Here is a 26,996-nt window from a genome sequence, read left to right on the forward strand (position 1 = left end):
GCTCGAGGTTGGACGTTTCCTGGACACCGTGCGCGCAGCCTGATCCCGGCGCGCAGATCCCGACCAGACCAGGGCGTGGCCGCGAGGCCGCGCCCTTTTTTCGTGGGCCGGTCGGCGCGGATGGCGGGCGAGGCAGCCGGCCAGGCGCGCGGGACCACCGATCGCCTCGGCGGGCTGTCGAAGGCCGCGACCCGCATCGGCAAAATCGTCGAGCCGATCAACATCACCGCCGGCCGAACCAACCTGCTGGCGCTCTTGCGCTTCCTGCAAACGGTTCGCACCGATTGATCCAGTTTCCTGCATCAACGGCGGCAACATGGTTGGGCCGTTCTGTCTGGCTCGTATCGAGGAGACACGCCGGCGACAGGTCTTGTGAGATTGCGGCCGTCCGTGAACGGGGTCCAGCGACCCGTATTTCAACGGTTGCGGCATTTTATCTTAGGTTAATCGGCGACTGCGACAATCGATGCATCGTTTGCAGCAAAATTAGTCATGCCGATGCCGGCATGACTCGCGGCCATCATCGTCGATTGAAAGACTCGCCATGCGTAAGAATTTGCCCGTCACCAACGTCGAGTATCCGATCACGGATGACACGCTGATCGTGTCCAAGACCGACACGAAGGGCAAGTTGACCTTCTTCAACCAGGATTTTGTCGATGCGGCCGGCTTCACCGAAGCCGAGCTGATGGGGCAGCCGCACAACATCGTGCGTCATCCGGACATGCCGCCTGAAGCTTTCGACAATCTCTGGACCACGCTCAAGGCCGGCCGTCCCTGGGTCGGAGCGGTCAAGAACCGCCGCAAGAACGGCGACTATTACTGGGTGCTGGCGACGGCGTCGCCGATCTGCAAAGACGGCCAAGTCGTCGGCTACACCTCGGTGCGCACCAAGCTGCCCGCCGACCAGCGCGCAGAGGCCGAGCAGGTCTATGCGGCGATCCGCGAAAAGCGGCCACATGGTTACAAGATCGACGACGGCATCGTCCGCCGCCGCTCGGTGTTCGACCATCTCTCGATGTTCACCGGCACGATCGCGGCAAGGCTGCGAACGCTGGTCGGATTGCAGACGCTGTTCCTGCTCGTGCTTGGTGTCATCTCGTTCGGGGAGGGCGGGCTCGCCGGAATGACCGCCGTGGCGATTGCTGCTACCGGTGTCGTGCTGTGTGGCATGGTCGGACTGCGCACGATGAACGTGATCGTGGCGCCGCTCGATCATGTGAACGAGACGATGGAAAGCATCACCCAGGGCAAGCTCGACACCCGCATGCACATCGAGCGCGACGACGAGATCGGCCGCGCCTTGCGTAACCTGCAGACCGTCCAGACGATGGTGCGGTTCAACGCCAGGGAGCTCGGTGAGCAGGAGCGGCGCGCAGCCGCCTCGCGCAAGCGGGAGATGTCGGAGCTCGCCAACAGTTTCGAAGGCGCCATCGGCAACATCGTCAATACGGTGTCCTCGGCCTCCAGCGAGCTCGAGAGCTCGGCCAACTCGCTGTCGAGCACCGCCGTGCGAGGGCAGGAGCTTTCCACCACCGTCGCCGCGGCCTCCGAAGAGGCGTCGGCCAATGTTCAGGCCGTCGCCTCGGCGACCGAGGAACTCACTTCGTCGGTCCGTGAGATCAGCCGCCAGGTGCAGGAGTCCGCGCGCATCGCCTCCGATGCGGTCGAGCAGGCACGCCGCACCAATGATCGTGTCGGCGAGCTGTCGAAGGCGGCGACCCGCATTGGCGACGTCGTCGAACTGATCAACACGATCGCCGGGCAGACCAATCTGCTGGCGCTCAATGCCACGATCGAGGCCGCGCGGGCGGGCGAAGCCGGCCGCGGCTTTGCCGTCGTCGCCTCCGAGGTCAAGGCGCTGGCCGAACAGACCGCCAAGGCGACCGGCGAGATCGGCCAACAGATTTCTGGCATCCAGGGGGCCACGCAGGAGTCGGTCGGCGCCATCAGAGAGATCTCGACGACGATCGAGCGGCTGTCGGAGATCGCCGCGACGGTGGCGGCCGCGGTCGAGGAGCAGGGCGCAGCAACCGCCGAGATCTCGCGCAACATCCAGCACGCCGCCGCAGGTACACAGCAGGTGTCCGCCAACATTTCCAATGTCCAGCGCGGCGCCAGCGAGACCGGCGACACCTCGGGGCAGGTGCTCAGCGCCGCGCGCCAGCTCTCCGGTGATAGCCAGCGTCTCAAGCTGGAGGTCAGCCGCTTCCTGCAATCGGTTCGCGCCGCCTGACCCAAGACATTGACGAAGCGGAGGACAGCGGCCGAGATTGGCCGCTGTCGCATCCGATAGTCGAACGACACAGCCCTAACGATAGCCGCGGACAGAGCCGACGACGCCCCCGCGAACCACGTCGACGCTCATGCGTGCGCCGTTCGTCAGGCGGCGCCCCGCTCGACCGGATCATCCCCCACCGTTGCAGACTCCCCACACCTGACGCCCCGGCCAGAAAGGCCGTTGTCGCGCCATAATCCCGCTAAGGTGCGGAGATTAACTTGTGTTAGGCATTTATTCAACCGACGGTATATTTGAGTGGCAGGCAATGTGATTGCGGGTGGTTTTTCGCGAAGGACCCTGGTGCTATCGGCCGCGACGGCCGCGGCTGCTTTGGGTCTCGATGCGGGACTAGCCGTCGTTGCCGCCAAGCCGCACCGCCGCACTGAGGATCCCGCACGCGGCTATCGCCGGATCACGATCGGCGAGGCGGAGGTGATCGCCCTCTACGACGGCGTGTGGGAAAAGCCGCACGAGGCCGGCTTCATCAGCAATGCCAGCATCAGCGACGTGAAGGACGCACTGCGCGCCGCTGGTCTGAGCCCGGCCTTCGTCCCGGTCCCGATCTCCACCTTCGTGGTGCGGCTGAAGGGCAAGACCGTGCTCTGCGATGCCGGCGGCGGTGGTCAGGTGCAGGGCTACAATTCCGACTCGATCTTCGTTTCGGGTCGCATGCTGGACAATCTGAAGGCAGCCGGCATTCGCCCGGAAGACATCGACACCATCCTGATCTCGCACTTCCATCCCGATCATATCTTCGGCCTGCTCGGCGAGAACACCGACGCGCCGGTGTTTCCCACCGCCGAGATCATCGTGGCTGCGGCCGAGTACAAATTCTGGACCGATGCATCTCTGACCAGCCGGCTGCCGCCGTGGCGGCAGGCGCTGGCGCGCCGCATCCAGAGCGTGATCCCGGGCTGGAAGAACGTGCTGCCGGTCGAGGGCGAGGACGAGGTGGTGCCCGGCATCCGCTTCGTCAGCGTCCCCGGTCATACCCCGGGGCACACCGCGTTTCATCTCGGCTCCGGAGCGGAGCAACTGATGATCTCCGGCGACACCGCCTATGTGCCGGCGTTGTGCCTGCGCCATCCGGAATGGCACGGCGCCTATGACCAGGACGGCGCGGCTGCCGAGGTCAGCCGGCGCAGATTGCTCGATCGTATCGTTGCAGAAAAGATGTTGGTTTGTGGATCTCATTTTCCGTGGGCCGCGTTCGGTCGGCTCACCCGCGATGGCGCCCATTATGCGCTCGACCTGCTCCCCGCGTGATCCCGGACCGGCCTCGGAAGAGAGGTTCGGGATCGCGCCATGACGACGCATTATGAGGTGCTCGGCGTATCGCCGCGGGCCGATCTCGACACGATCAAGCGGGCGTTCCGCCAGGCCGCCAAGGCGCACCATCCCGACCTCCGGGGCAGCGCCGATGCGGCGTCGGAGCATCAGCTCAAGCTGATCATCGTCGCCTACAACGTGCTGCGCGACGCGGGCCTGCGTGCCGAATACGACGCCCATCTCGCCTCCGAGCGCGACCGCGTCCGCCGCGAACGCTGGGACGCCATCCTGCAGTTTACCGCGGCGACCGCCGTGCTCAGCGCGGTCCTGATCGGCCTCGAGATTCTGCTGTTGCCCTCCGCCGGTGACTGGATGAGCAGGCAGGCGACGCGCTCGATCGTGACACCGTCGCCGCAGGCCCGATCGGGGCCGCAGCGCAAGGTCGCAGGTGAGACCGTCCCGGCGCCTGCCGTCCAGGACGCGACCGGAGCCGTGCTCCCGGTGCCGCCTCCGGCGGCGGAGGCGCCGCCTCCGCCGGCAGAGCCGAAAGCGGCAGAGCCGGTCGTCCCGGCTGCGCCGATGACCGCCGCATCCTTGGTGAAGCGCGCGATGGACCGCAGCCGGCAGGGCGATCTCGAGGGCGCCGTCGCCGATTTCGACGAAGCAATCCGGCTCGCGCCCCGCAATGCCGATCTTTATCACTACCGCGCCAGGGATCTGGTCCGCATGGGTCGCTTCGACCGGGCGCTTGGCGATTATGAGCGGGCGATCCGGCTGGATCCGCACAACCCGATGCTGTTCCACGATCGTGGACTTGCGTTCCAGCGCAAGGGAGATCTCGACGAAGCCCTTGTCGATCTCGACCACGCCGTGCGCATGGGCTTCAGCGATGCCGCAACGTACAGCGACCGGGGCACGGTGTGGCTGGCAAAGGGGCACTACGACCGCGCGCTCGCCGACTTCAACCAGGCGCTCAAGCTGGATCCGGAATTGGCGGTCGCGGCCGCCCGGCGTGACGAGGCGCTCGCGCGCAAGCGCGACCAGCAATTGGCGGGCGACGACAGCGCGCCTCCGGCGGCTGCGGAGACCACGGGCACGGTGCCTGCCAACGTGAAGCCCAGGCGAAGTGGGCGCTGAGCGCCGGCCCGTGATCCGCACTCCGACATCCAGGACGCGGCGGGCAGCGTTGTGCTCACACCTGTCGGCGCGACCGTTCCATCGCGCGGCGGTTTGCGATCCAGGAGCGCGCCATGAGCGTCTACGTGTCCGTCACCGGCTTCCGCCCGCATCGCGGCCTCACGCGGCGGGCGCGATTCTGGTGGCACACGCTGCGCGCCGTCCGCCAGGCGCGTGCGGCTCCCGGGAATCTGCGCGTCGAGCTTCGTCCGGTGAATGGCATCTATCACACGCTGACGGTCTGGACCGACGAAGCCAGCATGCGCGCCTATGTCAGAAGCGGCGCGCACCGCCGCGCCATGATCGGCTTCCACGACCTCGGTGGCGGCAGGACGCTCGGCTTCGCGGCGGAGCGCGATCCCGATTGGGAGACGGCCTATGCGCGCTGGCAGCACGAGGCGCGGGAGGTGTGAGTCGACGGAAGCGAACTAATTCGTCCGCCACTCCGGCACACCATCGGCGACCATCGTGATCGTGCCGAGCGCGCCGACCGGCGACCGGTCCTGATCCATCAGCCGCGCCAGCGTGGCTGCGTCCTGCGCCGGCACGCGCGCCAGCGTGCGCGTGTCCTGCTCGGTGCGCAGCATCACCACGCCATGCTCGACTTCGCCGTTGCGATCGAACAGCGCGGTGAAGCTCTCGACCCTGCCGCCGCCGCCGGCCTCGCTGACGAACTCCGGCGCGGCGGCGCGATGCCGATCGGCCTCGGCCTGCACGCTCACCTCCTGCGACAGCGATGACGGCGGCTCGCGCGAGATCACCAGCGCATGATGCTTGGTGACGAAGCCGCCCTGGCCGTACAGCAGGCCGCGCCTGGCGCCGCCGCGCAGCCGCCGCACCATCGCGCAGGCGGCATGCGTCATGTAGGTGTTGAGCGGCGCGCCGAAGAAGGTCAGCCCGCCGGTGACGGTCGGCTCCACGTCAGCGCCGAGGCCGAGGATCCGCCGCGCCATCTTCGGCACGCAGGGAAAGCAGCTGTAGAGCTCGATGACGTCGAACGCCGCGCCGTTGCCGCCGACGATGTTCATCGCGGCCCGCAGCACGGCGTTCTGCGGATGACTTTCGGCGAACTGATCGCGCGTGAGGTAGTCGCGCGGATCCTCCGCCGATGCGCCGCCGAGCGGATAGATCATGCGGCTGTCGGCAATGCCCGCCGCACGCGCCTTGGCCAGGCTGGTCAGGATCAGCGCCGCGCCCATGTTGACCATGGGATTGGCGACCATCAGCTTGGTGTAGGGCCAGGCGATCGGGCGGTTGTCGGCCGACGGAGTCGTGATCTCCTCGGGCGCGAAGTGCCGCTTCAGCCAGGCGTTGGGATTGTAGGCGGCAACCGCGGAAAAGCGCGACCACAGCTCGCAGGATTCGGCGAGCGCCTGCCGCGTCGTCTGGCCCCATTTGGCTGCGCTCGCGACTTCGTAGAACGGATAGACCGTGACCGGACGGAACACGCCGAGCTTCACCGCCAGCGGCTTCTGGAATGCAGCGCCGCGCTTCGGCTCCTCGACATCATGCGCGAACGGCGTCCACGGCAGGGTCACGCCGGCGCGTTCGGCCTTGGTCGCCGTCGATTGCGCCTCGGCGCCGCAGACCACGGCGACCTCGCATTCGCCGCGCGCGATGCGCAAGGCGGCCTCGTGCAGAAAGCGGATCGGGCTCTCGCCGCCGACGGGACCGCAGTGGCAGTGCGCCGGGCTCACGCCGAGCCGCTGCGCGAGAAGCTGCTCGGGATCGCGGTAGCGCCAGCTCAGGAAGTTGACGACGTCGAGCGAGCCGGTGTCCTGGATGAGCTTGGCGCCCGCGTCATTTTCCGCGCGGCGGATCGCCTGTTCGAGCAGCGCCAGCGGCTCGAGACCGTCGCCGATGTTCTTGGGGCGATCGACGATCTCGCCCACGCCGACGATCACGGGAATGCGGTCGGGGGGCAGGGGACTTGCAGTCATCGGCGTTTCCAGGAGCCGGCCCGCGACGGACCGTCATTGTTGTCTTGTCTCCGTTCTGTCATCGCAGGTTCGACCGCGCAATGCAGAAAATGCTGATGGCGCCCGCGCGCAGCGTGGCTTCCGCTCGACGGCATATGCGCCTAAAACGCTCGCTCCTGACGCTCACGCCGGAGTCTGCCGTGTCTGAACAGAACAGCTATGTGCCGCCCAAGGTCTGGACCTGGAACAAGGCCAGCGGCGGCCGCTTCGCCAACATCAACCGGCCGATCGCAGGTCCGACGCACGAGAAGGAATTGCCTGTCGGTCGTCATCCCTTGCAGCTTTATTCTCTGGGAACGCCGAACGGCGTAAAGGTCACAGTGATGCTCGAGGAGCTGCTGGCGCTCGGCCACAGCGGCGCCGAATATGACGCCTGGCTGATCCGGATCGGCGAGGGCGATCAGTTCGGTTCGGGCTTCGTCGCCATCAATCCCAATTCCAAGATCCCGGCGCTGCTGGATCGCAGCGGGCCGGAGCCGATCCGCGTGTTCGAGTCCGGCGCGATCCTGGTTCATCTGGCCGAGAAGTTCGGCGCCTTCCTGCCGACCGAGCCGGCCAAGCGCGCCGAATGCCTGTCCTGGCTGTTCTGGCAGATGGGGGCTGCGCCCTATCTCGGCGGCGGCTTCGGCCATTTCTATGCCTATGCGCCGACCAAGATCGAGTATGCCATCGACCGCTTCGCGATGGAGGTGAAGCGCCAGCTCGACGTGCTCGACCGCCGCCTGGCCGAAAGCGAGTATCTCGCCGGCCCCGACTACACCATCGCCGACATCGCGGTGTGGCCGTGGTACGGCGCGCTCGCCAAGGGCCTGCTCTACGAAGGCGGCGAGTTCCTCTCGGTGCAGGACTACAGGAATGTCCAGCGCTGGACCGACCAGATCGCGCAGCGCACCGCTGTGAAGCGCGGCCGCATGGTCAACCGCGTCTCCGGCGATCCCAAGAGCCAGCTCCACGAGCGCCACGACGCCAGCGATTTCGATACCAAGACGCAGGACAAGATCGGGCAGGGCACGTAGTTGCGCCTGTAGGGTGCACAAAGGAGCGGCGAGCTCATCGCGGCGTGCAACAACCGTGGAGCGCGCCGTGCCCAACGTCATCCCTCGCCGGCGCCGTCGGTGGGCACGCGCCGCCTGACGGCCCCGATTGCCCGCCCCTGCGGTTCGATGCACGATTGCTCTTGTTGCACGTGCGAAGTCTCGGCCGTTGCCGCGCTGCGATGCTATGATTGCGGACGTTCGCGGCTTTTCTCGCAGTGAGAGAATGTGCAACGATCAATTCGCAGCGGCCGTGCATGCCGCCAGATTTCGATGAGAGCCGGCGGTGATGACCGCGGGTTCAAAACGACCACTCCGGAGGGAGAGCCATGATCGACAGACGTGATCTGCTCAAGGGAGCAGGGCTGGCGGCGCTGCTGGGCGGGTTTGGCGCGACGCGCGCGCTGGCCGAGGACACCGTGACGTTGCCCTTCGCCAACGGCGAGCGCCCGCTGGTGAAGTATCCGCAGAAGCGGCCGATGATCGGCCTGACCAGCCGGCCGCCGCAACTCGAAACGCCATTCGGGGTGTTCAATGACGGCGTGATCACACCGAACAATGCCTTCTTCGTCCGCTATCATCTGGCGGGCCTGCCTTACGATCTCGATCCGGACAGGTTCACGCTCGCGATCAAGGGGAAGGTCGACAAGCCGCTCAAGCTGTCGCTCAAGGACATCCGGAAGATGAAGGCGACCGAGATCGTCGCCGTCAACCAATGCTCCGGCAACAGCCGCGGCTTCTTCGAGCCGCGCGTCGCAGGTGGCCAGCTTGGCAACGGCGCCATGGGCAATGCGCGCTGGCGGGGCGTGCCGCTCAAGACCGTGCTCGACATGGCGGGTGTCCAGGCCGGCGCCAGACAGGTCACCTTCGGCGGCATGGACGGCCCGGTGATCGACAAGACGCCGGACTTCGTCAAGGCGCTCGACCTCGATCACGCCATGAATGGCGAGGTGATGCTGGCCTACGGCATGAACGGCGAGGATCTGCCGTTCCTCAACGGCTTTCCGCTGCGCCTGATCGTGCCCGGCTATTACGGCACCTACTGGGTCAAGCACCTCAACGAGATCACCGTCATCGACAACGTGTTCGACGGCTTCTGGATGAAATCGGCCTATCGGATTCCGGACACGCCGAACAATGCGATCGAGCCCGGGACCGCGCCGAAGGCGACGATTCCGATCAATCGCTTTACGGTCCGTTCCTTCATCACCAGCGTGAGCGATGGCGCGAAGCTGAAGGCGGGCAGGGCGGTGCTGCGCGGCATCGCATTCGACGGCGGGGCGGGAATCAAGCAGGTCGCGGTCTCGACCGACGGCGGCAAGACCTGGACCGACGCCAAGCTCGGCAGGGATCTCGGGAAATATTCCTTCCGCGAGTGGAAGCTGGCGGTGAAGCTTGCCGCGGGATCCCACGATCTCAAGGTGCGTGCCACCAGCAATTCCGGCGAGACGCAGCCGGAGACGCCGCGCTGGAATCCGGCCGGCTATCTGCGCAACGTCATCGAAACCGTCCGCGTCACGGCGGCCTGAGGAGCAGCACCCATGCAGCGGACGTTTTTCCTCGTCGCCACGCTAGCCACCGGACTTGGCTGCCTTGCGGGCAGCCCCATCGCCCTGACCGCGGCGCCGGTCAACTACCAGGTTCCGCAGGAGACTGCCGCCTTCAAGCCCGGGCCCGATCTCGCCGTAGTGCAGGGCAACTGCACGGCCTGTCACTCCTCCGACTATATCAAGACGCAACCGCCGATGCAGAACAAGAAGGAGTTCTGGCAGGCCGAAGTCACCAAGATGATCAAGGTTTATGGCGCCCCGATCGACGCGGCCGATGTCGGCAAGATCGTCGACTATCTCGCCGCAACCTACTGACGCCCGGGCCCGGCGGCCAGGGCGTTCAGCCAGCGCCCTTCGCCGGCGGGAAATCCATCCGGTCGTCGGTGCGGCAATAGCGGTCGGCGAACATGCGCCCGACAGGATGGAATAACTCCATCTCGACCCGCATCTTCTCGGTGTCCCACAATTCGTCACGGATGTGGAAGGCGAGGCCTTCGCCGAGCACCAGCACGCGATCGCCATTGACGTCGATGAGCTGCCAGGTCTTGCACTCCATCGCGAACGGTGCCTCCGCCAACCGCGGAACGCCGATCATCCGGGACGGTTTGAGCTTGAGCCCAAGGTGATCCGGCTCGCCGATCTCGGGCGGAAAGTCGCCGCCGGTCTCGTGCATCGCCTGCGCCAGGGGCTCGTCGGTGATGTGGACCACGAACTCGCCTGAGCGGCGGATGTTGACCAGCGTGTCCTTGATCCGGCCGTCCGGCCGCAGGTTGATCGCGAACACGCACAGCGGCGGGTCCTCGCCGAGCACGTTGAAGAAAGAGAACGGTGCGGCGTTGACCACCCCGGTCTCGCCTCTCGTCGTAACCCAGGCGATCGGCCGTGGCAGCACGAAGGAGGTCAGGATCTTGTAGCGCTCGCGCGGGCTGAGATCGGTGGCGAGGTATTCCATGTAGAGGCCTCTGATGCGTCGGTTCCCCGACCGTAGTGGGCCGTGACGCGATCCGGAAGCCAATAAAGCGGGCAGGAGTGCGCCCCTCGGCGTCGTCGCGGGAAATTCCCATGTTTCCGGGAACGGCTCCGCCAGCGCCACGTTCGGACAGCACGGCAACTACAAATGGAGGTCGCCCATGAAACAAATGATCAGTCTGGTTGCTTGCGCATTCGTCGTCTCGGCCACGTCAGCGCTGGCGCAGGGCAGCCCACAGACCACGCCGCCGCCGAGTGCGCAGAATTCCGGAGCAGGCATCCAGGGCGCGCCTGGCAACAAGAACGGACCGGGCACTGAGAGGAAAGGCGGCACCGTCGGCTCGTCCACGATCAACCGCCATAATCCGGACGTCAGCGCTCAGGACCCGTCGAACATCAAGGGCATGCCGGGGAATAAGAACGGCCCACCGGCCAAGAAACCGCAGGACTGACGCCTGCGATGGCAGCTGCGCAATCGCGCAGCTGCCATCGCACGCCAGCGCTGAGGTGTCGTCAGATCAGGGCAGGGCCGCTGCGCCGTTGGTCACGATCAGATTGTCGGTGTCTGCCGGGGCCAGTTCGCTTGTCGCATCGCCGCCGAGATATTTGTCGAGCGTCGCCTGGATCCGTTCCCGCGCCGTGTAGGGGCCGCGGTCGCTCATCCAGGTGTGCTGGAACTCGGTCTTGATGATGTCGATGCCGCTCTTCTTGTCGACATGCGTTGGCAGAACGCCGGGGTCGGTCTTGAACTGCGGATCATCCGAGCGGAACGACAGGATCTTGAGCTTGTCCCTGATGACGAAAGGAACGCGCAGATTGTCGAGCGTCACCACCTGCGAGACGATGTTCGGATGCTCCTTGGCGAAATACATCGCGGTATCGCCGCCATTGGAGTGGCCGACCAGGGTCAGGTGATCGTAGTCGGCATTCGGATGACGCTTCTTCATCTCGTTCAGCACGCAGAGGATGTTGGCCTCGCCTTTCCGGTAGACGTCGAGCCGGCCGACATAAGGCATCCCGACCTTGGTGACGAGCGGCGGATCAGTCGGAAGGTCCTGCTGGACGCTGGCGACAAGGTAGCCGCGCGCGGCGAACACGTTCGCGAGGAAGGAGTACTCGGTGTTCTTCACTGTGTTGCCGTTGCTGATGATGGCGACCGGCAGCCGCCACAGCCCGGCATTGGCCTTCATCTCGTAGTCCTTGCGCACGGCGACATCGACATTGATCGACCGCTGCCGCGCGGCATCGAAGAACTCGCGGCTTTCGTGCTGAATGCCCCATTTGGCCATTGCAAAGTAACCGGCCACAGCCAGGGCAGACACACAGGCCAAAACCGTCACACCGCGCTTCATGGTATCCTTCCTTGGACGTCTCTCCGTTATGTGATGGAAGACAACGCCCGGGTCACGGGGGTGTGGCAGCCAGGGGTGGATTAAATTTCCGAAATCTTGCAGTGCAGCACGGGAACAATCCGCGGTTGGTGAACCGGCGCACCGGCTCACCTCCCACTGCGAGGAGTCAGAATGCGGTATAGCCGCCGTCGATCACGAGGCAGTCTGCGGTGTGATAGGACGACGCCTTGCTCATGAGGTAGACGGCGATGCCGCCGAAATCCGACGGCTCGCCGAAGCGGCGCACCGGGATACGCGGCATGACGTTGGCGACGAACTTCTCGTTTCCCATGATGCCTGCGGTCATGTCGCTCTTGATCCAGCCAGGCAGGATCGCATTCGCGGTGACGCCGTGGCGTGCGAGTTCGACCGCGAGCGCGCGGCACAGCGCATTGATTGCCGCCTTGGTTGCCGCATAGTGCTCGTTCCGCGCGGTGCCGAACAGCGAGGCGAGGCTGGAGGTCGCGACCAGGCGGCCGAACGGATCGCCGGCTTCGGCGCGCGCGGTCATGTGCTTGGCGGCGGCCTGGAAGGCATGGAAGACGCCGTCGAGATTGGTCGCGAACATTGTGCGCCATTCCTCCTCGCTGCGCTCGATGAAGGGCTTGCGGCCGCCGCCGCCGATGCCGGCGTTGGCAAAGCAGCCGTCGACGCGACCGAAGGTGTCCAGTGTCGCCTTCATCGCCGCGTTGACGGAAGCAGGGCTCGTCACGTCGCAGACATGGGTATCGACCCTGCCGGGCCCCGCGGCCATCGACGCCGCAGCCGCCTTGTTCTTCTCGGCGTTGCGGCCCCAGATCGAGACGTTGCAGCCACTGGACGCAAGTGCCTGGGCGATTCCGAGGCCTATGCCTCCATTGCCGCCGGTGACGACGGCCACACGGCCGGTGAGGTCGAACATGCTCATGGGGTTCTCTTGGGCGTTTCCGTGATGATGTGAGCGCGCTGCGCGCCGCTTCGGTTATTGGGATGATCCAACCATGGACAAGCGAAGCGCAAAAATCAAATATGCTGACAGAACCATGCCGCGCTTCAAATTTCCGCGGCGAAGAATGCACTGACCGAAAAGCTCTTGAGAGGAAAACATGCAGTTCAAGCACGTCACGCTCGATTTCGACGGGCCCGTCGCCGTCCTCACGCTCGATCATCAGGAGGTCATGAACGCGGTCTCGATCGACATGCTTGGCGGGCTCGCCGAGGCGCTCGACGAGATCGAGGAGAAGAAGGCCGAGGTGCGCTGCCTGGTCGTAACCGGCGCGGGGCGAGCGTTCTGCACCGGTGCCAATCTGCAGGGCCGCAATGCGCAGGCCAAGCCCGGCCGCAGCAATGCCGGCGCCGCGCTCGAGACCGCCTTTCATCCGTTCCTGCGCCGCTTGCGCAATCTACATTGCCCGATCGTGACGTCGGTCAACGGCCCGGCCGCCGGTGCTGGCATGAGCTTCGCGCTGATGGGCGACATGATCCTGTGCGCGAAGTCCGCGTATTTCCTGCAAGCCTTCCGCCGCATCGGTCTCGTTCCCGACTGCGGCTCGACCTGGCTGTTGCCGCGCCTCGTCGGCAAGGCGCGCGCGATCGAGCTGTCGCTGCTCGGCGAGAAGCTGCCGGCCGAGACGGCGCTGCAATGGGGCCTCGTCAACCGCGTCTATGACGATGCGGCCCTCAAGGAGGAAACGATGAAGCTCGCGCACGAGCTCGCCAACGGGCCGACGGTGGCGCTGGCGCAGATCCGCAAGCTTTACTGGGACAGCCCGGAGAACTCGTTCGAGGAGCAGCTCAACGCCGAATTCCAGTCGCAGCGCATCGCGGGCGGCACGTCGGATTTCAAGGAGGGCGTCACCGCGTTCCTCGAAAAGCGCCCGGCCAAGTTCAAGGGCCAATGATCGAGGCCGAGCTGTCGCGCTGCGTCGCCTCGTTCATGCCGGGGGCGACCGGCGTGCGCGGCGCCGCGAAACTCTCCGGCGGCGCCAGCCAGGAGACTTGGCGCTTCGACATCGTCCATCCCGGTGGTGATGTCGGCGCCATCCTGCGCCGCTCGCCGAAGGGCTACGGCGCCGCGCCCGGGCGTGCCGCCGGGCTCGACAACGAGGCGGCGCTGATGCGGCTCGCTTGTGCGGCCGGCGTGCCGTCGCCCGAGGTACTGCACGTGCTACGGCCGGAGGACGATCTCGGCGCCGGTTTCATCATGCGCCGCGTCGAGGGCGAGACCATCGCGCGCAAGATCCTGCGCGATGCCGAATTCGCCGAGGCGCGGCCGCGCCTCGCGCGCCAGCTCGGCGGCATCGCTGCCGGCATCCACGGGATTCGACGCGAGACGCTGCCCGCGTTGCGCGAGATGAACGCGACCAGGGAGATCGCGGAGCTCGAGCGCGAATATCAAAGCTTCGACTGGCCGCGCCCGGTGTTCGATCTCGCGCTGCGCTGGCTGTCGCACAACGATCCCGGCCCCTCGGCGGAGGTGACGCTGGTGCATGGCGATTTCCGCAACGGCAATCTCATCATCGGCCCCGACGGGGTGCGCGCTGTGCTCGACTGGGAGCTCGCCCATCTCGGCGATCCCATGGAGGATCTCGGCTGGATCTGCGTCAACTCCTGGCGCTTCGGCGAGATCGACAAGCCCGTCGGCGGCTTTGGCTCGCGCGAGGAGCTGTACGCGGGCTACGAGGCCGCTGGCCGCAAGGTCGATGCCGGCAGGGTGAAGTTCTGGGAGGTCATGGGCACGTTGCGCTGGGGCGTGATGTGTTGCGGCATGATGCAGCGGTTTCGCTTGGGTCCCGACCACTCGATGGAGCGCGCCATGATCGGCCGCCGCGCGTCGGAGACAGAGATCGATCTGCTGCGGCTGCTGGCGCCGAGAGGAGAGGGCTGATGCAGGACGAACCGACGCCGACGGAGCTGGTGAAGGCGGTCGCGGATTTCCTGCGCACCGACATCGCGCCGCAGATTTCGGGACACCAGGCGTTCAAGCTGCGCGTGGGACTCAACGCGCTCGATCTGGTGGTGCGGCAGTTGACGCAGGCTGCTCCGGCTGATGCCGCGGAGCACGCGCGGCTGAAACAGCTATTGAGACGAGACGGTGACTTGCTCGAACTGAATCGTGTGCTTTCCGAGCAGATCGCCAGTGGTGCCGTCGATCTCGGCACGCCGGGCCTGAAGGACCACCTCTGGCAGACCACGCTCGACAAGCTCGCTGTCGATCAGCCCAACTACGCGTCCTACAGGCGCGAGGCGGGGAGGGGCACCAGCGATGCTTAGCTCTCCGCCGTCATTGCGAGGAGCGCCAGCGACGAAGCAATCCAGACTGCTTTGGGACTCTGGATTGCTTCGCTTCGCTCGCAATGACGGCGGCGGGAGCTGGACAGGCGTTGCGATCACCTCGGCCGTCGTCCCGGGGCGCGACGCAGTCGCGAGCCCGGAATCCAGACTCCCGTTCGTGGTCACGGATTCCGGGCGCGCGCTCCGCGTGTCCCGGAATGATCACCTTGGCGATGCGCTACCGCCCCAGCCATTTCGGCGGTCGCTTCTCGGAAAACGCCTTCGGCCCCTCAATGTAGTCCTGCGAGTGGATCATCGCCTGCACCGCCGCGTAGTCGCGCTGCTCGGTGATGGCCTGCTCCAGCGACACCGCGAGGCCCTTCTCGATCGCCTGTTTGGAGGCGCGGATCGACATCGGCGAGTTCTTGGCGATGGTCTCGGCCCAACGCTCCGCGGCCGCCAGCGCCTCGCCCTGCGGTACGACCTCGTTGACGAAGCCGAGCTCGTGGCCCTCGCGGGCGCCGACGTGGCGGCCGGTCAGGATCATGCCCATCGCGCGCTTCATGCCGATCTGGCGCGGCAGCCGCTGCAGTCCGCCGGCGAGCGCGGCGAGGCCGACGCGCGGCTCGGGCAACGCGAAGGTCGCGTTCTCGGAGGCGATGATCAGGTCGCAGGCCAGCGCGATCTCGAAGCCGCCGCCCATCGCAACGCCGTTGACGGCCGCGATCAGCGGCTTGTCGCAATCGAAGCGCGAGGTCAGTCCGCCGAAGCCGCTTTTGCCCCAGCCGCGCGCGCCGCCGGCCGCCTGCCATTTCAGATCGTTGCCGGCGCAGAATGCCTTGTCGCCCTCGCCGGTGACGATCGCCACCCATTGCTCGGGATCGGCGGCGAAGCCGTCGAACACGCGCTCGAGCTCGTAATGCGCCTCGATGTGCAGGGCGTTGTAGACCTCGGGGCGCGCCAGGGTGACGATCGTGATCGGCCCCTTGCGCGTCACTCTCGAAAACTTCAGCTCCATCGGCCGTTCCTCCTGTTTTCTGATTGGCTGTCGCGCATCAGCTTAGCGCCTGCGCAGGTGTCGCAGTCATCCAAATACGCAACGGCGCTGCGCGCCACAAGCGCGCGACGGGAGGTCGCGCCCATCAGGACCAAGAACAACAACGAAACGCACAGGGAGACACGCCATGGATTTTTCCTTGCCGAAGGAATTGGTCGCCTACCTCGACGAGCTCGATCGCTTCATCGCCGCCGAGATCAAGCCGCTGGAGCAGGCCGACGACAACATCCGCTTCTTCGATCATCGTCGCGAATGGGCGCGCACCGATTTCGAGAATGGCGGCCTGCCGCGGCATGAGTGGGAGCAGCTGCTGCGCAAGGCCAAGGATCGTGCCGACGCGGCCGGGCACCTGCGCTTTGCGATCCCGAAGCGCTACGGCGGCAAGGACGGCTCGAACCTCTGGATGGCGGTGATCCGCGAGCATTTCGCGTCGAAGGGCCTCGGCCTGCACAACGACCTGCAGAACGAGCACTCGATCGTCGGCAATCTGCCGATCGTCACCATGCTCGACCGCTATGGCCGCGACGACCAGAAGGCGATGATCGACGGCTCGATCACCGGCAAGTACCGCATCACCTTCGGTCTCACCGAGCCGCATCACGGCTCGGACGCGACCCACATGGAAACCAAGGCCGTCCCAGCCACCCGCGACAACGTCAAGGGCTGGCTGATCAACGGCGAGAAGATGTGGACCACGGGCATGCACGTCGCCACCCATTGCGCGCTGTTCGCGCGCACCTCGGGCAAGGACGGCGATGCCCGCGGCATCACCTGCTTCCTGGTGCCGGCCAAGACCGAGGGTGTCAAGGTCGAGGAATATCTCTGGACCTTCAACATGCCGACCGATCATCCGCGCGTCAGCTTCACCGACGTGTTCGTGCCGGAGGATGCGCAGTTCGGCGAAGTCGGTCGCGGCCTGTCGCTGGCGCAGTGCTTCGTGCACGAGAACCGCATCCGGCAGGCGGCGAGCTCGCTCGGTGCGGCCGTATTCTGCATCAATGAGAGCGTGAACTACGCGCGTGAGCGCAAACCGTTCGGGAAGGCGCTGGCCGAGAACCAGGCGATCCAGTGGCCGCTGGTCGAGCTGGCGACGCAGGCCGAGATGCTGCGGCTGCTGATCCGCAAGACCGCCTGGGAGATGGACCAGCTCACCCAGGCGCAGGTCGAGCACACACTCTCCGACAAGGTCTCGATGTGCAACTACTGGGCTAACCGTCTGTGCTGCGAGGCGGCCGACCGCGCCATCCAGGTTCATGGCGGTATGGGCTACTCGCGCCACAAGCCGTTTGAGCACATCTACCGCCACCACCGCCGCTACCGCATCACCGAAGGCAGCGAGGAGATCCAAATGCGCAAGGTGGCGGGCTTCCTGTTCGGGTATATGGGGGTGAACAAGAGGTGAGGCGGTTGTAGTTGGAAGGCGGCCATCGTGAGCGTCAGCCAGCAATCCAGACCTTGTTGTTTGGCCCCTGGATTGCTTCGGCGCAAGGGCGCCTCGCAATGACGGCGTGGAAGGAGCGTACCCTCTCTCCACGCCATCGCGAGCGTGGCGAAGCGATCCAGAATGTCTCAGCGAGCACCTCGTTCTTGATCAATTCACCTGCCGATCCTTGCCCGCCCAGTACGGGTCGCGCAGATTCCGCCGCAGGATCTTGCCGGACGGGTTGCGCGGCAGGGCGTCGAGGAAGTCCACGCTCTTCGGCGTCTTGAAGCCGGCGATGCGGGTGCGGGTGAAATTGATGATGTCGGTCTCGGTGGCGCGCTTGCCGGGCTTCATTACGACGATCGCCTTGACGGCCTCGCCCCATTTCTCGTCGGGAATGCCGATCACGGCGGCCTCGGCGACATCGGGGTGGTCGCAGATCGCGCTCTCGACCTCGGCCGGATAGATGTTCTCGCCGCCGGAGATGATCATGTCCTTGATGCGGTCGTGGATGTAGACGTAGCCGTCCTCGTCCATGTAGCCGGCATCACCCGTGCGCAGCCAGCCGTCCTTACCGAGCGTGCGTGCGGTCGCCTCCGGCAGGTTCCAGTAGCCGGTCATGTTGGAGCCGGAGCGGGTGGCGATCTCGCCGACCTGCCGCGGCGGCAGCGGGTTGCCCGAGGGATCGATGATCGCGACTTCGACGCCCGGCAGCGGCTTGCCGGCCGAGCGCATCCGCTCCAGCCCTTCGACGTGATCCTCGGGCGGCAGCGCGATGATGGTGCCCGTGGTCTCGGTCATGCCGTACATCTGCACGAAGCCGCATTTGAACACCTCGATGCATTCCTTCAGCAGCGCCGCCGGGATCGGCGAGGCGCCGTAGAGCATGTATTTGAGCCGCGAGAAGTCGACCTGCCGCGCTCGCGGCTGCCGGACCACGAACTGCATCGCGGCGGGCACCATGAACAGCTTGGTGATGCCGGACTGTTCGAAGAAGTCGAGGATCTTCGTGGGATCGAACTCGCGCGCGATCACGCCGCGGGCGCCGTGGTAGAGGCTCATCAGGCCCCAGCCGGAGCCGCCGATGTGGAAGATCGGCATCGCGATCAGCGAGACGTCGTCGGTCGTCCATTTATTCCAGTCCGGCTTCTCCTCGGGATTGCCGGTGTTGACGAGGTTGAGGAAGTTGGCGTGCGACAGCATCGCGCCTTTCGGCTTGCCGGTGGTACCGGAGGTGTAGAGCTGCAGCGCGATGTCCTTCGGCGTGATCGCCTCGCCGGGAGCGTCGGCGCTCTGCGCGTCGCGCCAAGCCGTGTAGTCCTGCCATTCCGGCGCGCCGCCTTCGGTGGTGATGATGTGCCGCACGCTCGGAATCTGGTCGCGGATGTTGCGGATCATCGTGATGAACTCGGGACCGACGAACAGGGCAGGCGCCTTGCAGTCCTCGACGATGAAGGCGACCTCGGGACCGGCGAGGCGCCAGTTCACCGGCGCCATGACGACGTTGGCCTTCATGGCGCCGACCAGCAGCTCGAAATAGATGTCGCTGTTCTTGCCGAAATAGGCGATCCGCTCATGCGGCTTGATGCCGATCGCCTTCAGCGCGTTGGCAACCTGGTTGGTCTTGCGGTCGAATGCGGCGAAGCTGGTGAGGCGGCCTTCGAACTCATAGGCGGTGGCGGAGCCAAGCGCTTCCGCCTGCCTGCGCACGACGTCGACGAGCGTCGACGCTGCCGTCGTGACGGACATGTTTCCCCTCCGATTGCGTCTTGTTCTTTGTTCGATGTCTTGTCGTGGTCCTCGCCCCGGATTGCGCCGGAGCAAGCATCTCTCGATCAGTCTACAGGGAGCAGGTCGCCGATCAACAGGGTGATTGCGCCAATCAGCTCGTGCGCGTCGCGCGATCCTTTTCGTTCTGCGCCTTGATCGACTCCTTGGCCTTGGTCCAGTCGTCGTCGCTCCAGTCGCGCAGCTGATAGAAGTTGCCGCCCATTGCCAGCGCTTGGGCGCCGTCCATCGCGATGGTCTCGCCGTTGATCCAGTTGCAGCCGCCGGAGATCAGGAACACCGCGAGGTTCTGCAGCTCCTCCATGGTGCCGACCCGACCCATCGGGTTCATCGCCTTGGTCCGCGCGCCGGCCTCGTCACCGGGCTTGATGCGCTTGCTCATGCCTTCGGTCGGGATTTCGCCGGGTGCGATGGTGTTGAGGCGGATGCCGTAGCGGCCCCATTCAGTCGCGAGCGACATCGTCATGGCGTGGATCGCCGACTTGCTCATCGCCGAGGGCACCACGTAAGGCGAGCCGTTGCGCACCCAGGTTACCGTGATCGACACGACGTTGCCCGGCTGCTTCGCGGCGATCCAGCGCTTGCCGACGGCGTGCGTCACGTAGAACGTGCCGTGCATCACGATGTTGGCGACGGCATCGAAGCCGCGCGGGCTCAATTCCTCGGTGCGGGAAATGAAGTTGCCGGCCGCGTTGTTGATGAGGTCTGTGAGACCGCCTTCCTGGAAGATGGCCTCGATCATGTCCTCCACCGCCATGGCATTGCGGATGTCGACGCCATGGCTGGTCACACGGCCGCCGTAGAGGTCCATCAGTTCGGTCGCGGTCTCGTCGCAGACGATTTTCCGCCGGCCGCAAATATGCACTTCGGCGCCGAGTTGCAGGAAGCGTGCAGCCATTGCTTTGCCAAGGCCCGTGCCGCCGCCGGTCACCAGAATGCGTCGACCTTCGAGGAGATTGTCCTTGAACATGGGAGTTTCCGCCTGACATGTTGTGAGTTAATTGGTCGATTGACTAAATCGCTCCGACAGCCTTCTGTAAAGTCACAAAGACATCCGTAGGGAGACCGCTCGATGGACAACCGCCTCGCGATCGAGATCAAGGACGGCGTCGCCGATGTTCGCCTGGTTCGCGCCGACAAGATGAATGCGTTGGACATGGAGATGTTCGAGGCGCTGGTCGCGGCGACCGACCGGCTGTCGAAGGAGAAGGGCCTGCGGGCGGTGGTGCTGTCCGGCGAGGGCCGCGCCTTCTGCGCTGGCCTCGACATGGGCCGCTTCGCGGCGATGAAGGATTCCGGCGGCAACGGCATACCCGGCGGCGAGAAGCGCGACCTCACCGTTCGCACCCACGGCAAGGCCAACTTCGCGCAGCAAGCGGTATGGGGCTGGCGGCAGTTGCCGGTGCCGGTGATTGCTGCAGTGCATGGCGTCGCCTATGGCGGCGGCTTCCAGCTCGCACTCGGCGCCGACATGCGCTACGTCGCGCCGGACACCAAGATGTCGATCATGGAGATCAAGTGGGGTCTGGTGCCCGACATGGCGGGCACGCCGATCCTGGCCACCCTGATGCGCGACGACATCCTGCGCGAGCTGACCTACACGGGCCGGGTGTTCTCGCCGGAGGAAGGCCAGTCCTACGGCCTCGTCACCCGCATCTGCGCCGATCCGCGCGCGGCTGCGCTGGAGACCGCACGTGAGATCGCCGGCAAGAATCCGGATGCGATCCGCGCCGCCAAGCGGATGCTGAACAATCTCTCGGTCGATCCGGGGCCGGCGCTGCTCGCCGAATCGGTCGAGCAGCAGAAGCTGATCGGCAGCCCGAACCAGCTCGAATCGGTGCGCGCCAACATCGAGAAGCGCGCGCCGAAGTTTGCGGACTGAGTCCGTCATTCCGGGATGCTCCGAAGGAGCAGGCCCGGAATCTCGAGATTCTCCGGTGCGCAACTGCGCACCTGAGTTCGATGCTCCGCGCAAAACGGCACCGCCGTTTTGTCGCGGCGCATCGCCCCGGATTGATGGCGGAAACTCAAACCGACGCCAGATCGGATAACAAAGAAAATGGAAACGTCCTCCCTGTTCTGCGGCATCATCTCCGGCGAGCGCCGGCGCAGCCACGCCGAAATCGCCGACCGCGCCGCGCGGATCGCCAGCGGCCTCGCGCAACTCGGCGTACGCCAGGGCGATTGCGTCTGCATGCTGATGCGCAACGACATCGCCTTCATCGAGGCGGCCTATGGCGCGATGCGGCTGGGCGCCTATGGCGTGCCGGTGAACTGGCACTTCAAGCCGGAGGAGATCGACTACATCCTCAAGGACTCCGCGACGCGCGTGCTGATCGCTCACGCCGATCTGCTGCATCAGCTTCGCGGCCTGATTCCACCTGGAGGCACCGTGCTCAGCGTGCCGACGCCGCCGGAGATCCTGTCCAACTACAAGATCGACGCGGATCTGCTCGCAACACCGGAGTTCGCGACCGACCTGGAAAGCTGGCTGACACAGCAGAGCCCTTACGAAGGGCCGCAGGTGCCGCAGCCGCAGAACATGATCTACACCTCCGGCACGACCGGTCATCCCAAGGGCGTTCGCCGCAGTGCGCCGACGGTGGAGCAGGCCGCCTCGGCCGAGCGCATGCGCGCGTTGATCTACGGGCTGAAGCCGAACGCGCGCGCGCTGCTGCCGGGGCCGCTGTATCATTCGGCGCCGAACGCCTTCGGCCTGCGGGCGGGCCGGCTCGGCGGCGCGCTGGTGCTGATGCCGCGCTTCGAGCCGGAGGCGTTTCTCGACGTCATCCAGACAGAGCGGATCGATACCATCTTCATGGTGCCGACCATGTTCATCCGGCTGATGAAGCTGCCGGAGGAGGTTCGCCGCCGCTACGACGTCTCGTCGTTGCGCCATGTCATTCACGCTGCCGCGCCGTGCCCGGCCGACGTCAAGCGCGCGATGATCGACTGGTGGGGGCCGGTCATCTACGAGTTCTACGGCTCGACCGAATCCGGTGCCGTGACCTTCGCGACCTCCGAGGACGCGCTGCGCAAGCCCGGCACCGTCGGCAAGGTCTCGCCGGGCGCGGAGCTGCGCTTTCTCGGCGAGGACGGTCGCATCCTGCCGCAGGGCGAGATCGGCGAGATCTATTCGCGCATCGCGGGCAATCCGGATTTCACCTATCACAACAAGCCGGAGAAGCGTGCCGAGATCGACCGCGACGGCTTCATCACCTCGGGCGATGTCGGCTACATCGATGCCGAGGGCTACGTCTTCCTGTGCGACCGCAAGCGCGACATGGTGATCTCTGGCGGCGTAAACATCTATCCCGCCGAGATCGAAGCCGTGCTGCATGCCGTGCCCGGCGTGCATGATTGCGCCGTGTTCGGCATCCCCGATGCCGAGTTCGGAGAAGCCCTGATGGCCGTGGTCGAGCCGCAGCCGGGCGTGACGCTTGACATTGGGGAGATGAGGGCCCGGCTGAGAGCGTCGCTGGCCGATTACAAGGTGCCCAAGCACATCGAGATCCACGAGAAGCTGCCGCGCGAGGATTCCGGCAAGATCTTCAAGCGGCGGCTGCGCGATCCCCATTGGGAGCAGGCGGGGCGGAAAATATGATGATGGGCCCGCACTTGGCGGCGAAAGGAGGCGAGACCGACATTGAATAGGGCAGGCGACGCCTCTTTCTTGATCTTGCGCTGCGGTATAGATACGGCAGACTGACCCGTAAATGGGCAGCTGCTGGAGAGCGCATCCATGTCGCCGCAAGCCATGACAGAGGAAATCCGTCCCAACCGCGCCGCCGAGGCGCAGGCCATGGAGGAGGACGCGCGGCTCCGGGACGATATCCGGCTGCTCGGCCGCATCCTCGGCGATACCGTCCGCGACCAGGAAGGCGCCGAATTGTTCGACCTCGTCGAGCGCATCCGCCAGACCTCGGTGCGCTTCCACCGCGACGAGGACCGCCAGGCGCGGCGCGAGCTGGAGCAGATCCTCGACGGCATGACGACGGCTGAGACGGTCCGCATCGTCCGCGCCTTCAGCTATTTCTCGCACCTCGCCAACATTGCCGAGGACCAGAACAACATCCGGCGCATGCGTGCCAGGAGCGATTCCAATGGCGGGGCCGGCATGCTGGCGGCGACGCTCGCTCACGCCAAATCCGCCGGGTTCGAGGCTTCCGATCTGCGCAAGTTCTTCTCGACGGCGCTGGTCAGCCCGGTCCTGACCGCGCACCCGACCGAGGTGCGGCGCAAGAGCACGATGGATCGCGAGATGGAGATCGCGATGCTGCTCGACCGCCGCGAGCGGATGCAGTTGACGCCGGATGAGCGCGAGGCCAATGACGAGGCGCTGCGCCGCGCCGTGCTGACGCTGTGGCAGACCAACCTGCTGCGCCGGACCAAGCTGACGGTGCTCGACGAGGTCACCAACGGCCTGTCGTTCTACGACTACACGTTTCTGCGTGAGGTGCCGCGTCTGCTGTGCTCGCTCGAGGATCGGCTCAATGACGGAGCGGAGGTGGCAGGCGATCTCGCCTCGTTCCTGCGAATGGGGAGCTGGATCGGCGGCGACCGCGACGGCAATCCGTTCGTCACCGCCGAGGTGATGCGCGGGACGCTCAAGCTGCAATCCAGCCTGGCGCTGCACTACTATCTCGAGGAACTGCATCTGCTCGGCAGCGAGCTGTCCATCGCCGCGCATCTCGCCGATGTCTCCGAGGAGCTGCGTGCGCTGGCCGAGCGCTCGCCGGACACGTCGCCGCATCGTCGCGGCGAGCCATATCGTCTGGCGGTGTCCGGCATCTATGCGCGCTTGGCAGCGACGGCGAAGAAGCTCGGTATCCAGATCAGCCGGCTTCCCGTGGCGGCGGTGGCGCCTTACGACAGCGTCAAGCAGATGCAGGATGATCTCGACGTGCTGCATCACTCGCTGATCGCCAACAATGCCGAGGTGATCGCCCGCGGGCGGCTGCGGCTGCTGCGGCGTGCCGTGGATTGCTTCGGCTTCCATCTGGCCCGGCTCGACATCCGCCAGAATTCGGCGGTGCACGAGCGCACCGTCGCCGAGCTGATCGACACCGCGATGCCCGGCATGTCCTACATGGCGCTGAGCGAGGATGCCAGGGTCGGCCTGCTTGTCAGCGAGCTGCGCAATGCGCGGCCGCTGGTGTCGCAATTCGTCAAGTACAGCGACGAGACCGTCGGCGAGCTTGCGCTGTTCCGCGCCGCCGCCGAGGCGCACGCGACGTTCGGCGCCGACGTGATTCCCCAGTGCATCATCTCGATGTGCAAGGGCATGTCGGACATGCTCGAGGTGGCACTGCTGCTCAAGGAGGTCGGCCTGATCGACCCTTCGGGCCGCTGCGCCGTCAACATCGTGCCGCTGTTCGAGACGATCGAGGACCTGCAGGCGTCCAGCGGCATCATGGACCGCATGCTGGCGCTGCACGATTACCGCCGCCTGGTCGACAGCCGCGGCGCCGTGCAGGAGGTCATGCTCGGCTATTCCGACAGCAACAAGGACGGCGGTTTCGTCACCTCGGGCTGGGAGCTCTACAAGGCGGAGATCGGCCTCGTCGACATCTTCGAGCGCCACGGCATCCGGCTCAGGCTGTTCCACGGCCGCGGTGGATCGGTCGGCCGCGGCGGCGGACCGAGCTACGACGCCATCATCGCCCAGCCGGGCGGCGCGGTGAACGGCCAGATCCGCATCACCGAGCAGGGCGAGATCATCTCCAGCAAATATTCCAACGCCGAGGTCGGACGTAACAATCTGGAAATTCTCGCCGCCGCGACGCTCGAGGCCAGCCTGCTGCATCCGCGGCAGCCGGCGCCGAAGCGCGAATATCTCACCGCGATGGACCGGCTCTCGGAGCTCGCGTTCAAGGCCTATCGCGGCCTGGTCTACGAGACCGACGGCTTCGTCGACTATTTCTGGGCCTCGACCGTCATCAACGAGATCGCGACCTTGAACATCGGCAGCCGCCCGGCCTCGCGCAAGAAAACCCGCGCGATCGAGGACCTGCGTGCGATCCCCTGGGTGTTCTCCTGGGCGCAGTGCCGGCTGATGCTGCCGGGCTGGTACGGCTTCGGCAGCGCGGTCGAGACCTGGATCGCGGAAAATCCGGAGCAGGGCATGCCGTTCCTGCGCGAACTTTATCAGGAATGGCCGTTCTTCCGCATGCTGCTGTCGAACATGGACATGGTGCTCGCCAAGAGCTCGATCGCCATCGCCTCGCGCTATGCCGAGCTGGTCCCGGACGAGGCCCTGCGCGAAAAGATCTTCGGCCGCATCCGGCGCGAATGGAATCTGGTGATCGAGACTTTGCTCGACATCACGGGGCAGGAGCGGCTGCTGCAGGGCAACCCGCTGCTGGAGCGCTCGGTGCGCAACCGCTTTCCCTATCTCGATCCGCTCAACCACGTGCAGGTCGAGCTGCTCAAGGAGCATCGCGCGCAGAACCCGGACGAGCAGGTGCTGCGCGGGATTCAACTGACGATCAACGGCATCTCGGCGGGGTTGAGAAATACCGGATGAGGGCGAGTGGGGAGTAGCGAATAGAGGGTCTATTCGCTACTCCCTATTCGCCATTCGCTATCTTCAGGGCTTCAGCGCACCCTGCGCACTCGTATAGACCGCATAGAGCGACGTCGAGCCGCAGATGTAGAGCCGATTACGCTGCTGGCCGCCGAAGCACAGATTGGCGACGGTTTCCGGAATGTGAATCTTGCCCAGCAAGGTTCCGTCCGGGGCATAGCAGCGTACGCCGTCCTCGTTCGGATCGCCCCAGCCGACCGAGCACCAGACCCGCCCGTCGCGATCACATCGGACGCCGTCGGAGATGCTGGGCTTAGGCATTTCGGCGAAGACCTTGCTGTTCGCCAGCTTGCCGGCGGCGTGATCGACGTCGAACACGCGGATATGCGCGGGATTGTCGGGCCCGTCGGTGAAGCCAGTGTCGATGACGTAAAGCTTCGTTTCGTCGGGTGAGAAGGCGAGCCCATTGGGCTCGACGAAGTCGTCGGCAACGACCTTGACCTCTCCCGATTTCGGATCGACCCGATAGACATTGTGCTTGTCCTGCTCGGGCGCCGCCTTGAGGCCCTCATAGAAGCCACCGATGCCGTAGACCGGATCGGTGAACCATATTGCGCCGTCGGCCGCGACCACTGCATCGTTCGGCGAATTCAATCGCTTTCCATTATAGCTGTCGGCGATGATCGTGATCGAGCCATCGAGCTCGGTGCGAGTGACCCGCCGACCGCTATGTTCACACGTGATCAGCCGTCCTTCTCGATCGATGGTGTTGCCGTTGGAATTCATCGACGGCTGCCGATAGACGCTGAGGTGACCATCGTCCTCGGAGAACCGCATGATGCGATTGTTCGGGATGTCGCTGAACAGCAGATAGCGACCGGCGGCAAAATAGACCGGGCCTTCGGCCCAGCGCATTCCGGTCGCGACGCGTTCTACGGCCATCGTGCCCGCGAAGGCCGGAAACTCCGCCGGCCCGAATGACAGCTTGGGCTTTTTCGACGACTCCAGGTGAGAGTCCGGATAGCGGCTGCCCGGCAAGGGACCGAGAGGCAGCGGATCTGTCGAGATTGTCGGTGCCCCGGTCTGGCCGAAGGGCGTGACGGTTGCAGCCGATGCTGACGTCACGGTTGCCGCGGCAGCGGCGAATGCCGCGGCTCCTTTCAGCAACCTGCGCCTGTCGAAGCCATCTGCTCCGACCAGCGAGTTCTGCGCGACGTCGTGTCGTAGAGTCGTCATATGTGTCCTCCCATTTTTTTGTTGGGAGGCGACCATACGACAGAATCGTGGCGACGTGCGGGTCG

The 26,996-nt window shown here is 65.5% G+C and carries 24 protein-coding genes; 16 read left to right on the forward strand and 8 right to left on the reverse strand.

What is annotated here, in order from left to right:
- The first annotated feature begins 75 nt into the window (after positions 1 to 75).
- The 5 genes from ACQR0U_RS16770 (at position 76) to ACQR0U_RS16790 (ending at position 5,139) form a co-directional block, all read left to right on the forward strand.
- Positions 76 to 288 carry a hypothetical protein gene (locus ACQR0U_RS16770; RefSeq protein WP_409998600.1) on the forward strand — a complete coding sequence of 71 codons (213 nt, stop codon included), beginning with the start codon at positions 76 to 78 and terminating at the stop codon, positions 286 to 288.
- 256 nt (positions 289 to 544) lie between these two features.
- A complete protein-coding gene (locus ACQR0U_RS16775) occupies positions 545 to 2,236 on the forward strand; it encodes a methyl-accepting chemotaxis protein (protein ID WP_434841569.1) in 1,692 nt (563 codons plus the stop codon).
- A 345-nt stretch (positions 2,237 to 2,581) separates the two neighbouring features.
- Positions 2,582 to 3,547: an MBL fold metallo-hydrolase gene (locus ACQR0U_RS16780; RefSeq protein ID WP_315714948.1), complete on the forward strand. Its 966-nt coding sequence runs from the start codon at positions 2,582 to 2,584 to the stop codon at positions 3,545 to 3,547.
- A gap of 39 nt (positions 3,548 to 3,586) precedes the next feature.
- Positions 3,587 to 4,687: a tetratricopeptide repeat protein gene (locus ACQR0U_RS16785; RefSeq protein ID WP_316174662.1), complete on the forward strand. Its 1,101-nt coding sequence runs from the start codon at positions 3,587 to 3,589 to the stop codon at positions 4,685 to 4,687.
- 113 nt (positions 4,688 to 4,800) lie between these two features.
- On the forward strand, positions 4,801 to 5,139 hold the full coding sequence (locus ACQR0U_RS16790) for an antibiotic biosynthesis monooxygenase (RefSeq protein ID WP_434843548.1): 339 nt from the start codon (positions 4,801 to 4,803) through the stop codon (positions 5,137 to 5,139).
- 15 nt (positions 5,140 to 5,154) lie between these two features.
- Here ACQR0U_RS16790 and ACQR0U_RS16795 read toward each other — a convergent pair whose 3' ends face one another.
- Positions 5,155 to 6,666, reverse strand: a complete 1,512-nt coding sequence (locus ACQR0U_RS16795; RefSeq protein ID WP_434843547.1) for an acetyl-CoA acetyltransferase — start codon at positions 6,664 to 6,666, stop codon at positions 5,155 to 5,157.
- Positions 6,667 to 6,800: 134 nt separating this feature from the next.
- Between ACQR0U_RS16795 and yghU the strand changes: the two genes are divergently transcribed.
- The 3 genes from yghU (at position 6,801) to ACQR0U_RS16810 (ending at position 9,604) form a co-directional block, all read left to right on the forward strand.
- A complete protein-coding gene (yghU, locus tag ACQR0U_RS16800) occupies positions 6,801 to 7,721 on the forward strand; it encodes a glutathione-dependent disulfide-bond oxidoreductase (RefSeq protein WP_410053094.1) in 921 nt (306 codons plus the stop codon).
- A gap of 347 nt (positions 7,722 to 8,068) precedes the next feature.
- Complete coding sequence (locus tag ACQR0U_RS16805; RefSeq protein ID WP_434872194.1) at positions 8,069 to 9,268, forward strand: molybdopterin-dependent oxidoreductase; 1,200 nt, start codon at positions 8,069 to 8,071, stop codon at positions 9,266 to 9,268.
- Between the two features lie 12 nt (positions 9,269 to 9,280).
- Positions 9,281 to 9,604, forward strand: coding sequence for a cytochrome c (locus ACQR0U_RS16810; protein WP_316170577.1), 324 nt, complete (start codon positions 9,281 to 9,283; stop codon positions 9,602 to 9,604).
- Between the two features lie 25 nt (positions 9,605 to 9,629).
- On the opposite strand, the gene ACQR0U_RS16815 is transcribed toward ACQR0U_RS16810, so the two are convergent.
- Positions 9,630 to 10,241: a flavin reductase family protein gene (locus ACQR0U_RS16815; RefSeq protein ID WP_434843546.1), complete on the reverse strand. Its 612-nt coding sequence runs from the start codon at positions 10,239 to 10,241 to the stop codon at positions 9,630 to 9,632.
- A 178-nt stretch (positions 10,242 to 10,419) separates the two neighbouring features.
- On the opposite strand from ACQR0U_RS16815, the gene ACQR0U_RS16820 reads away from it, so the two are divergent.
- Positions 10,420 to 10,710 carry a hypothetical protein gene (locus ACQR0U_RS16820; RefSeq protein ID WP_316170575.1) on the forward strand — a complete coding sequence of 97 codons (291 nt, stop codon included), beginning with the start codon at positions 10,420 to 10,422 and terminating at the stop codon, positions 10,708 to 10,710.
- Between the two features lie 66 nt (positions 10,711 to 10,776).
- Here ACQR0U_RS16820 and ACQR0U_RS16825 read toward each other — a convergent pair whose 3' ends face one another.
- A complete protein-coding gene (locus ACQR0U_RS16825) occupies positions 10,777 to 11,610 on the reverse strand; it encodes an alpha/beta hydrolase (RefSeq protein WP_315714939.1) in 834 nt (277 codons plus the stop codon).
- A 166-nt stretch (positions 11,611 to 11,776) separates the two neighbouring features.
- Positions 11,777 to 12,556, reverse strand: a complete 780-nt coding sequence (locus ACQR0U_RS16830; RefSeq protein ID WP_315714938.1) for an SDR family NAD(P)-dependent oxidoreductase — start codon at positions 12,554 to 12,556, stop codon at positions 11,777 to 11,779.
- Positions 12,557 to 12,734: 178 nt separating this feature from the next.
- Between ACQR0U_RS16830 and ACQR0U_RS16835 the strand changes: the two genes are divergently transcribed.
- Genes ACQR0U_RS16835 through ACQR0U_RS16845 form a run of 3 tightly spaced genes read left to right on the forward strand, consistent with a single transcriptional unit; the run spans position 12,735 to position 14,901 of the window.
- On the forward strand, positions 12,735 to 13,529 hold the full coding sequence (locus ACQR0U_RS16835; RefSeq protein ID WP_434843545.1) for an enoyl-CoA hydratase/isomerase: 795 nt from the start codon (positions 12,735 to 12,737) through the stop codon (positions 13,527 to 13,529).
- Positions 13,526 to 14,515, forward strand: coding sequence for a phosphotransferase family protein (locus tag ACQR0U_RS16840; protein ID WP_434843544.1), 990 nt, complete (start codon positions 13,526 to 13,528; stop codon positions 14,513 to 14,515). Before ACQR0U_RS16835 ends, ACQR0U_RS16840 begins: the two co-directional genes overlap by 4 nt.
- Positions 14,515 to 14,901, forward strand: a complete 387-nt coding sequence (locus ACQR0U_RS16845) for a DUF6285 domain-containing protein (RefSeq protein ID WP_434843543.1) — start codon at positions 14,515 to 14,517, stop codon at positions 14,899 to 14,901. Before ACQR0U_RS16840 ends, ACQR0U_RS16845 begins: the two co-directional genes overlap by 1 nt.
- A 238-nt stretch (positions 14,902 to 15,139) precedes the next feature.
- Here ACQR0U_RS16845 and ACQR0U_RS16850 read toward each other — a convergent pair whose 3' ends face one another.
- Entirely contained in the window at positions 15,140 to 15,919 is a 780-nt protein-coding gene (locus ACQR0U_RS16850; protein WP_316170572.1) for an enoyl-CoA hydratase-related protein, read from the reverse strand.
- Positions 15,920 to 16,085: 166 nt separating this feature from the next.
- Between ACQR0U_RS16850 and ACQR0U_RS16855 the strand changes: the two genes are divergently transcribed.
- Positions 16,086 to 17,360 carry an acyl-CoA dehydrogenase family protein gene (locus tag ACQR0U_RS16855; protein ID WP_434843542.1) on the forward strand — a complete coding sequence of 425 codons (1,275 nt, stop codon included), beginning with the start codon at positions 16,086 to 16,088 and terminating at the stop codon, positions 17,358 to 17,360.
- A 189-nt stretch (positions 17,361 to 17,549) separates the two neighbouring features.
- Here ACQR0U_RS16855 and ACQR0U_RS16860 read toward each other — a convergent pair whose 3' ends face one another.
- Complete coding sequence (locus tag ACQR0U_RS16860; RefSeq protein WP_315826367.1) at positions 17,550 to 19,130, reverse strand: fatty acid--CoA ligase; 1,581 nt, start codon at positions 19,128 to 19,130, stop codon at positions 17,550 to 17,552.
- Positions 19,131 to 19,263: 133 nt separating this feature from the next.
- The gene (locus ACQR0U_RS16865; RefSeq protein WP_315749193.1) at positions 19,264 to 20,139 is read right to left on the reverse strand and encodes an SDR family oxidoreductase; all 876 of its coding nucleotides are present in this window, start codon (positions 20,137 to 20,139) and stop codon (positions 19,264 to 19,266) included.
- 102 nt (positions 20,140 to 20,241) lie between these two features.
- Between ACQR0U_RS16865 and ACQR0U_RS16870 the strand changes: the two genes are divergently transcribed.
- The 3 genes from ACQR0U_RS16870 to ppc all read left to right on the forward strand — a co-directional run bounded on the left by ACQR0U_RS16870 (position 20,242) and on the right by ppc (position 25,695).
- Positions 20,242 to 21,051 carry a crotonase/enoyl-CoA hydratase family protein gene (locus tag ACQR0U_RS16870; protein WP_315826366.1) on the forward strand — a complete coding sequence of 270 codons (810 nt, stop codon included), beginning with the start codon at positions 20,242 to 20,244 and terminating at the stop codon, positions 21,049 to 21,051.
- Between the two features lie 177 nt (positions 21,052 to 21,228).
- Positions 21,229 to 22,773, forward strand: a complete 1,545-nt coding sequence (locus ACQR0U_RS16875; protein ID WP_315714929.1) for an acyl-CoA synthetase — start codon at positions 21,229 to 21,231, stop codon at positions 22,771 to 22,773.
- A gap of 138 nt (positions 22,774 to 22,911) precedes the next feature.
- Positions 22,912 to 25,695 (forward strand): phosphoenolpyruvate carboxylase, encoded by a 2,784-nt coding sequence (gene ppc / locus ACQR0U_RS16880; RefSeq protein ID WP_315749197.1) that lies wholly within the window; start codon positions 22,912 to 22,914, stop codon positions 25,693 to 25,695.
- A gap of 63 nt (positions 25,696 to 25,758) precedes the next feature.
- Here ppc and ACQR0U_RS16885 read toward each other — a convergent pair whose 3' ends face one another.
- Positions 25,759 to 26,931: an SMP-30/gluconolactonase/LRE family protein gene (locus ACQR0U_RS16885; RefSeq protein WP_409999231.1), complete on the reverse strand. Its 1,173-nt coding sequence runs from the start codon at positions 26,929 to 26,931 to the stop codon at positions 25,759 to 25,761.
- Positions 26,932 to 26,996: the final 65 nt, after the last annotated feature.

It is taken from the genome of Bradyrhizobium sp. HKCCYLRH3097 (assembly GCF_051167875.1).
Classification (GTDB): Bacteria; Pseudomonadota; Alphaproteobacteria; order Rhizobiales; family Xanthobacteraceae; genus Bradyrhizobium.

Bases quoted from the DNA above. Each gene is read 5' to 3' on its own strand.
- ACQR0U_RS16785 (WP_316174662.1), top strand. From the start codon at position 3,587: ATGACGACGCATTATGAGGTGCTCGGCGTATCGCCGCGGGCCGATCTC.
- ACQR0U_RS16820 (WP_316170575.1), top strand. From the start codon at position 10,420: ATGAAACAAATGATCAGTCTGGTTGCTTGCGCATTCGTCGTCTCGGCC.
- ACQR0U_RS16810 (WP_316170577.1), top strand. From the start codon at position 9,281: ATGCAGCGGACGTTTTTCCTCGTCGCCACGCTAGCCACCGGACTTGGC.
- ACQR0U_RS16845 (WP_434843543.1), top strand. From the start codon at position 14,515: ATGCAGGACGAACCGACGCCGACGGAGCTGGTGAAGGCGGTCGCGGAT.
- ACQR0U_RS16860 (WP_315826367.1), bottom strand. From the start codon at position 19,130: ATGTCCGTCACGACGGCAGCGTCGACGCTCGTCGACGTCGTGCGCAGG.
- ACQR0U_RS16825 (WP_315714939.1), bottom strand. From the start codon at position 11,610: ATGAAGCGCGGTGTGACGGTTTTGGCCTGTGTGTCTGCCCTGGCTGTG.
- ACQR0U_RS16870 (WP_315826366.1), top strand. From the start codon at position 20,242: ATGGACAACCGCCTCGCGATCGAGATCAAGGACGGCGTCGCCGATGTT.
- ACQR0U_RS16835 (WP_434843545.1), top strand. From the start codon at position 12,735: ATGCAGTTCAAGCACGTCACGCTCGATTTCGACGGGCCCGTCGCCGTC.
- ACQR0U_RS16775 (WP_434841569.1), top strand. From the start codon at position 545: ATGCGTAAGAATTTGCCCGTCACCAACGTCGAGTATCCGATCACGGAT.
- ACQR0U_RS16855 (WP_434843542.1), top strand. From the start codon at position 16,086: ATGGATTTTTCCTTGCCGAAGGAATTGGTCGCCTACCTCGACGAGCTC.
- ACQR0U_RS16795 (WP_434843547.1), bottom strand. From the start codon at position 6,666: ATGACTGCAAGTCCCCTGCCCCCCGACCGCATTCCCGTGATCGTCGGC.
- ACQR0U_RS16840 (WP_434843544.1), top strand. From the start codon at position 13,526: ATGATCGAGGCCGAGCTGTCGCGCTGCGTCGCCTCGTTCATGCCGGGG.
- ACQR0U_RS16815 (WP_434843546.1), bottom strand. From the start codon at position 10,241: ATGGAATACCTCGCCACCGATCTCAGCCCGCGCGAGCGCTACAAGATC.
- ACQR0U_RS16805 (WP_434872194.1), top strand. From the start codon at position 8,069: ATGATCGACAGACGTGATCTGCTCAAGGGAGCAGGGCTGGCGGCGCTG.
- ACQR0U_RS16865 (WP_315749193.1), bottom strand. From the start codon at position 20,139: ATGTTCAAGGACAATCTCCTCGAAGGTCGACGCATTCTGGTGACCGGC.
- yghU (WP_410053094.1), top strand. From the start codon at position 6,801: ATGCGCCTAAAACGCTCGCTCCTGACGCTCACGCCGGAGTCTGCCGTG.
- ACQR0U_RS16830 (WP_315714938.1), bottom strand. From the start codon at position 12,556: ATGAGCATGTTCGACCTCACCGGCCGTGTGGCCGTCGTCACCGGCGGC.
- ACQR0U_RS16875 (WP_315714929.1), top strand. From the start codon at position 21,229: ATGGAAACGTCCTCCCTGTTCTGCGGCATCATCTCCGGCGAGCGCCGG.
- ACQR0U_RS16790 (WP_434843548.1), top strand. From the start codon at position 4,801: ATGAGCGTCTACGTGTCCGTCACCGGCTTCCGCCCGCATCGCGGCCTC.
- ACQR0U_RS16850 (WP_316170572.1), bottom strand. From the start codon at position 15,919: ATGGAGCTGAAGTTTTCGAGAGTGACGCGCAAGGGGCCGATCACGATC.
- ACQR0U_RS16885 (WP_409999231.1), bottom strand. From the start codon at position 26,931: ATGACGACTCTACGACACGACGTCGCGCAGAACTCGCTGGTCGGAGCA.
- ppc (WP_315749197.1), top strand. From the start codon at position 22,912: ATGTCGCCGCAAGCCATGACAGAGGAAATCCGTCCCAACCGCGCCGCC.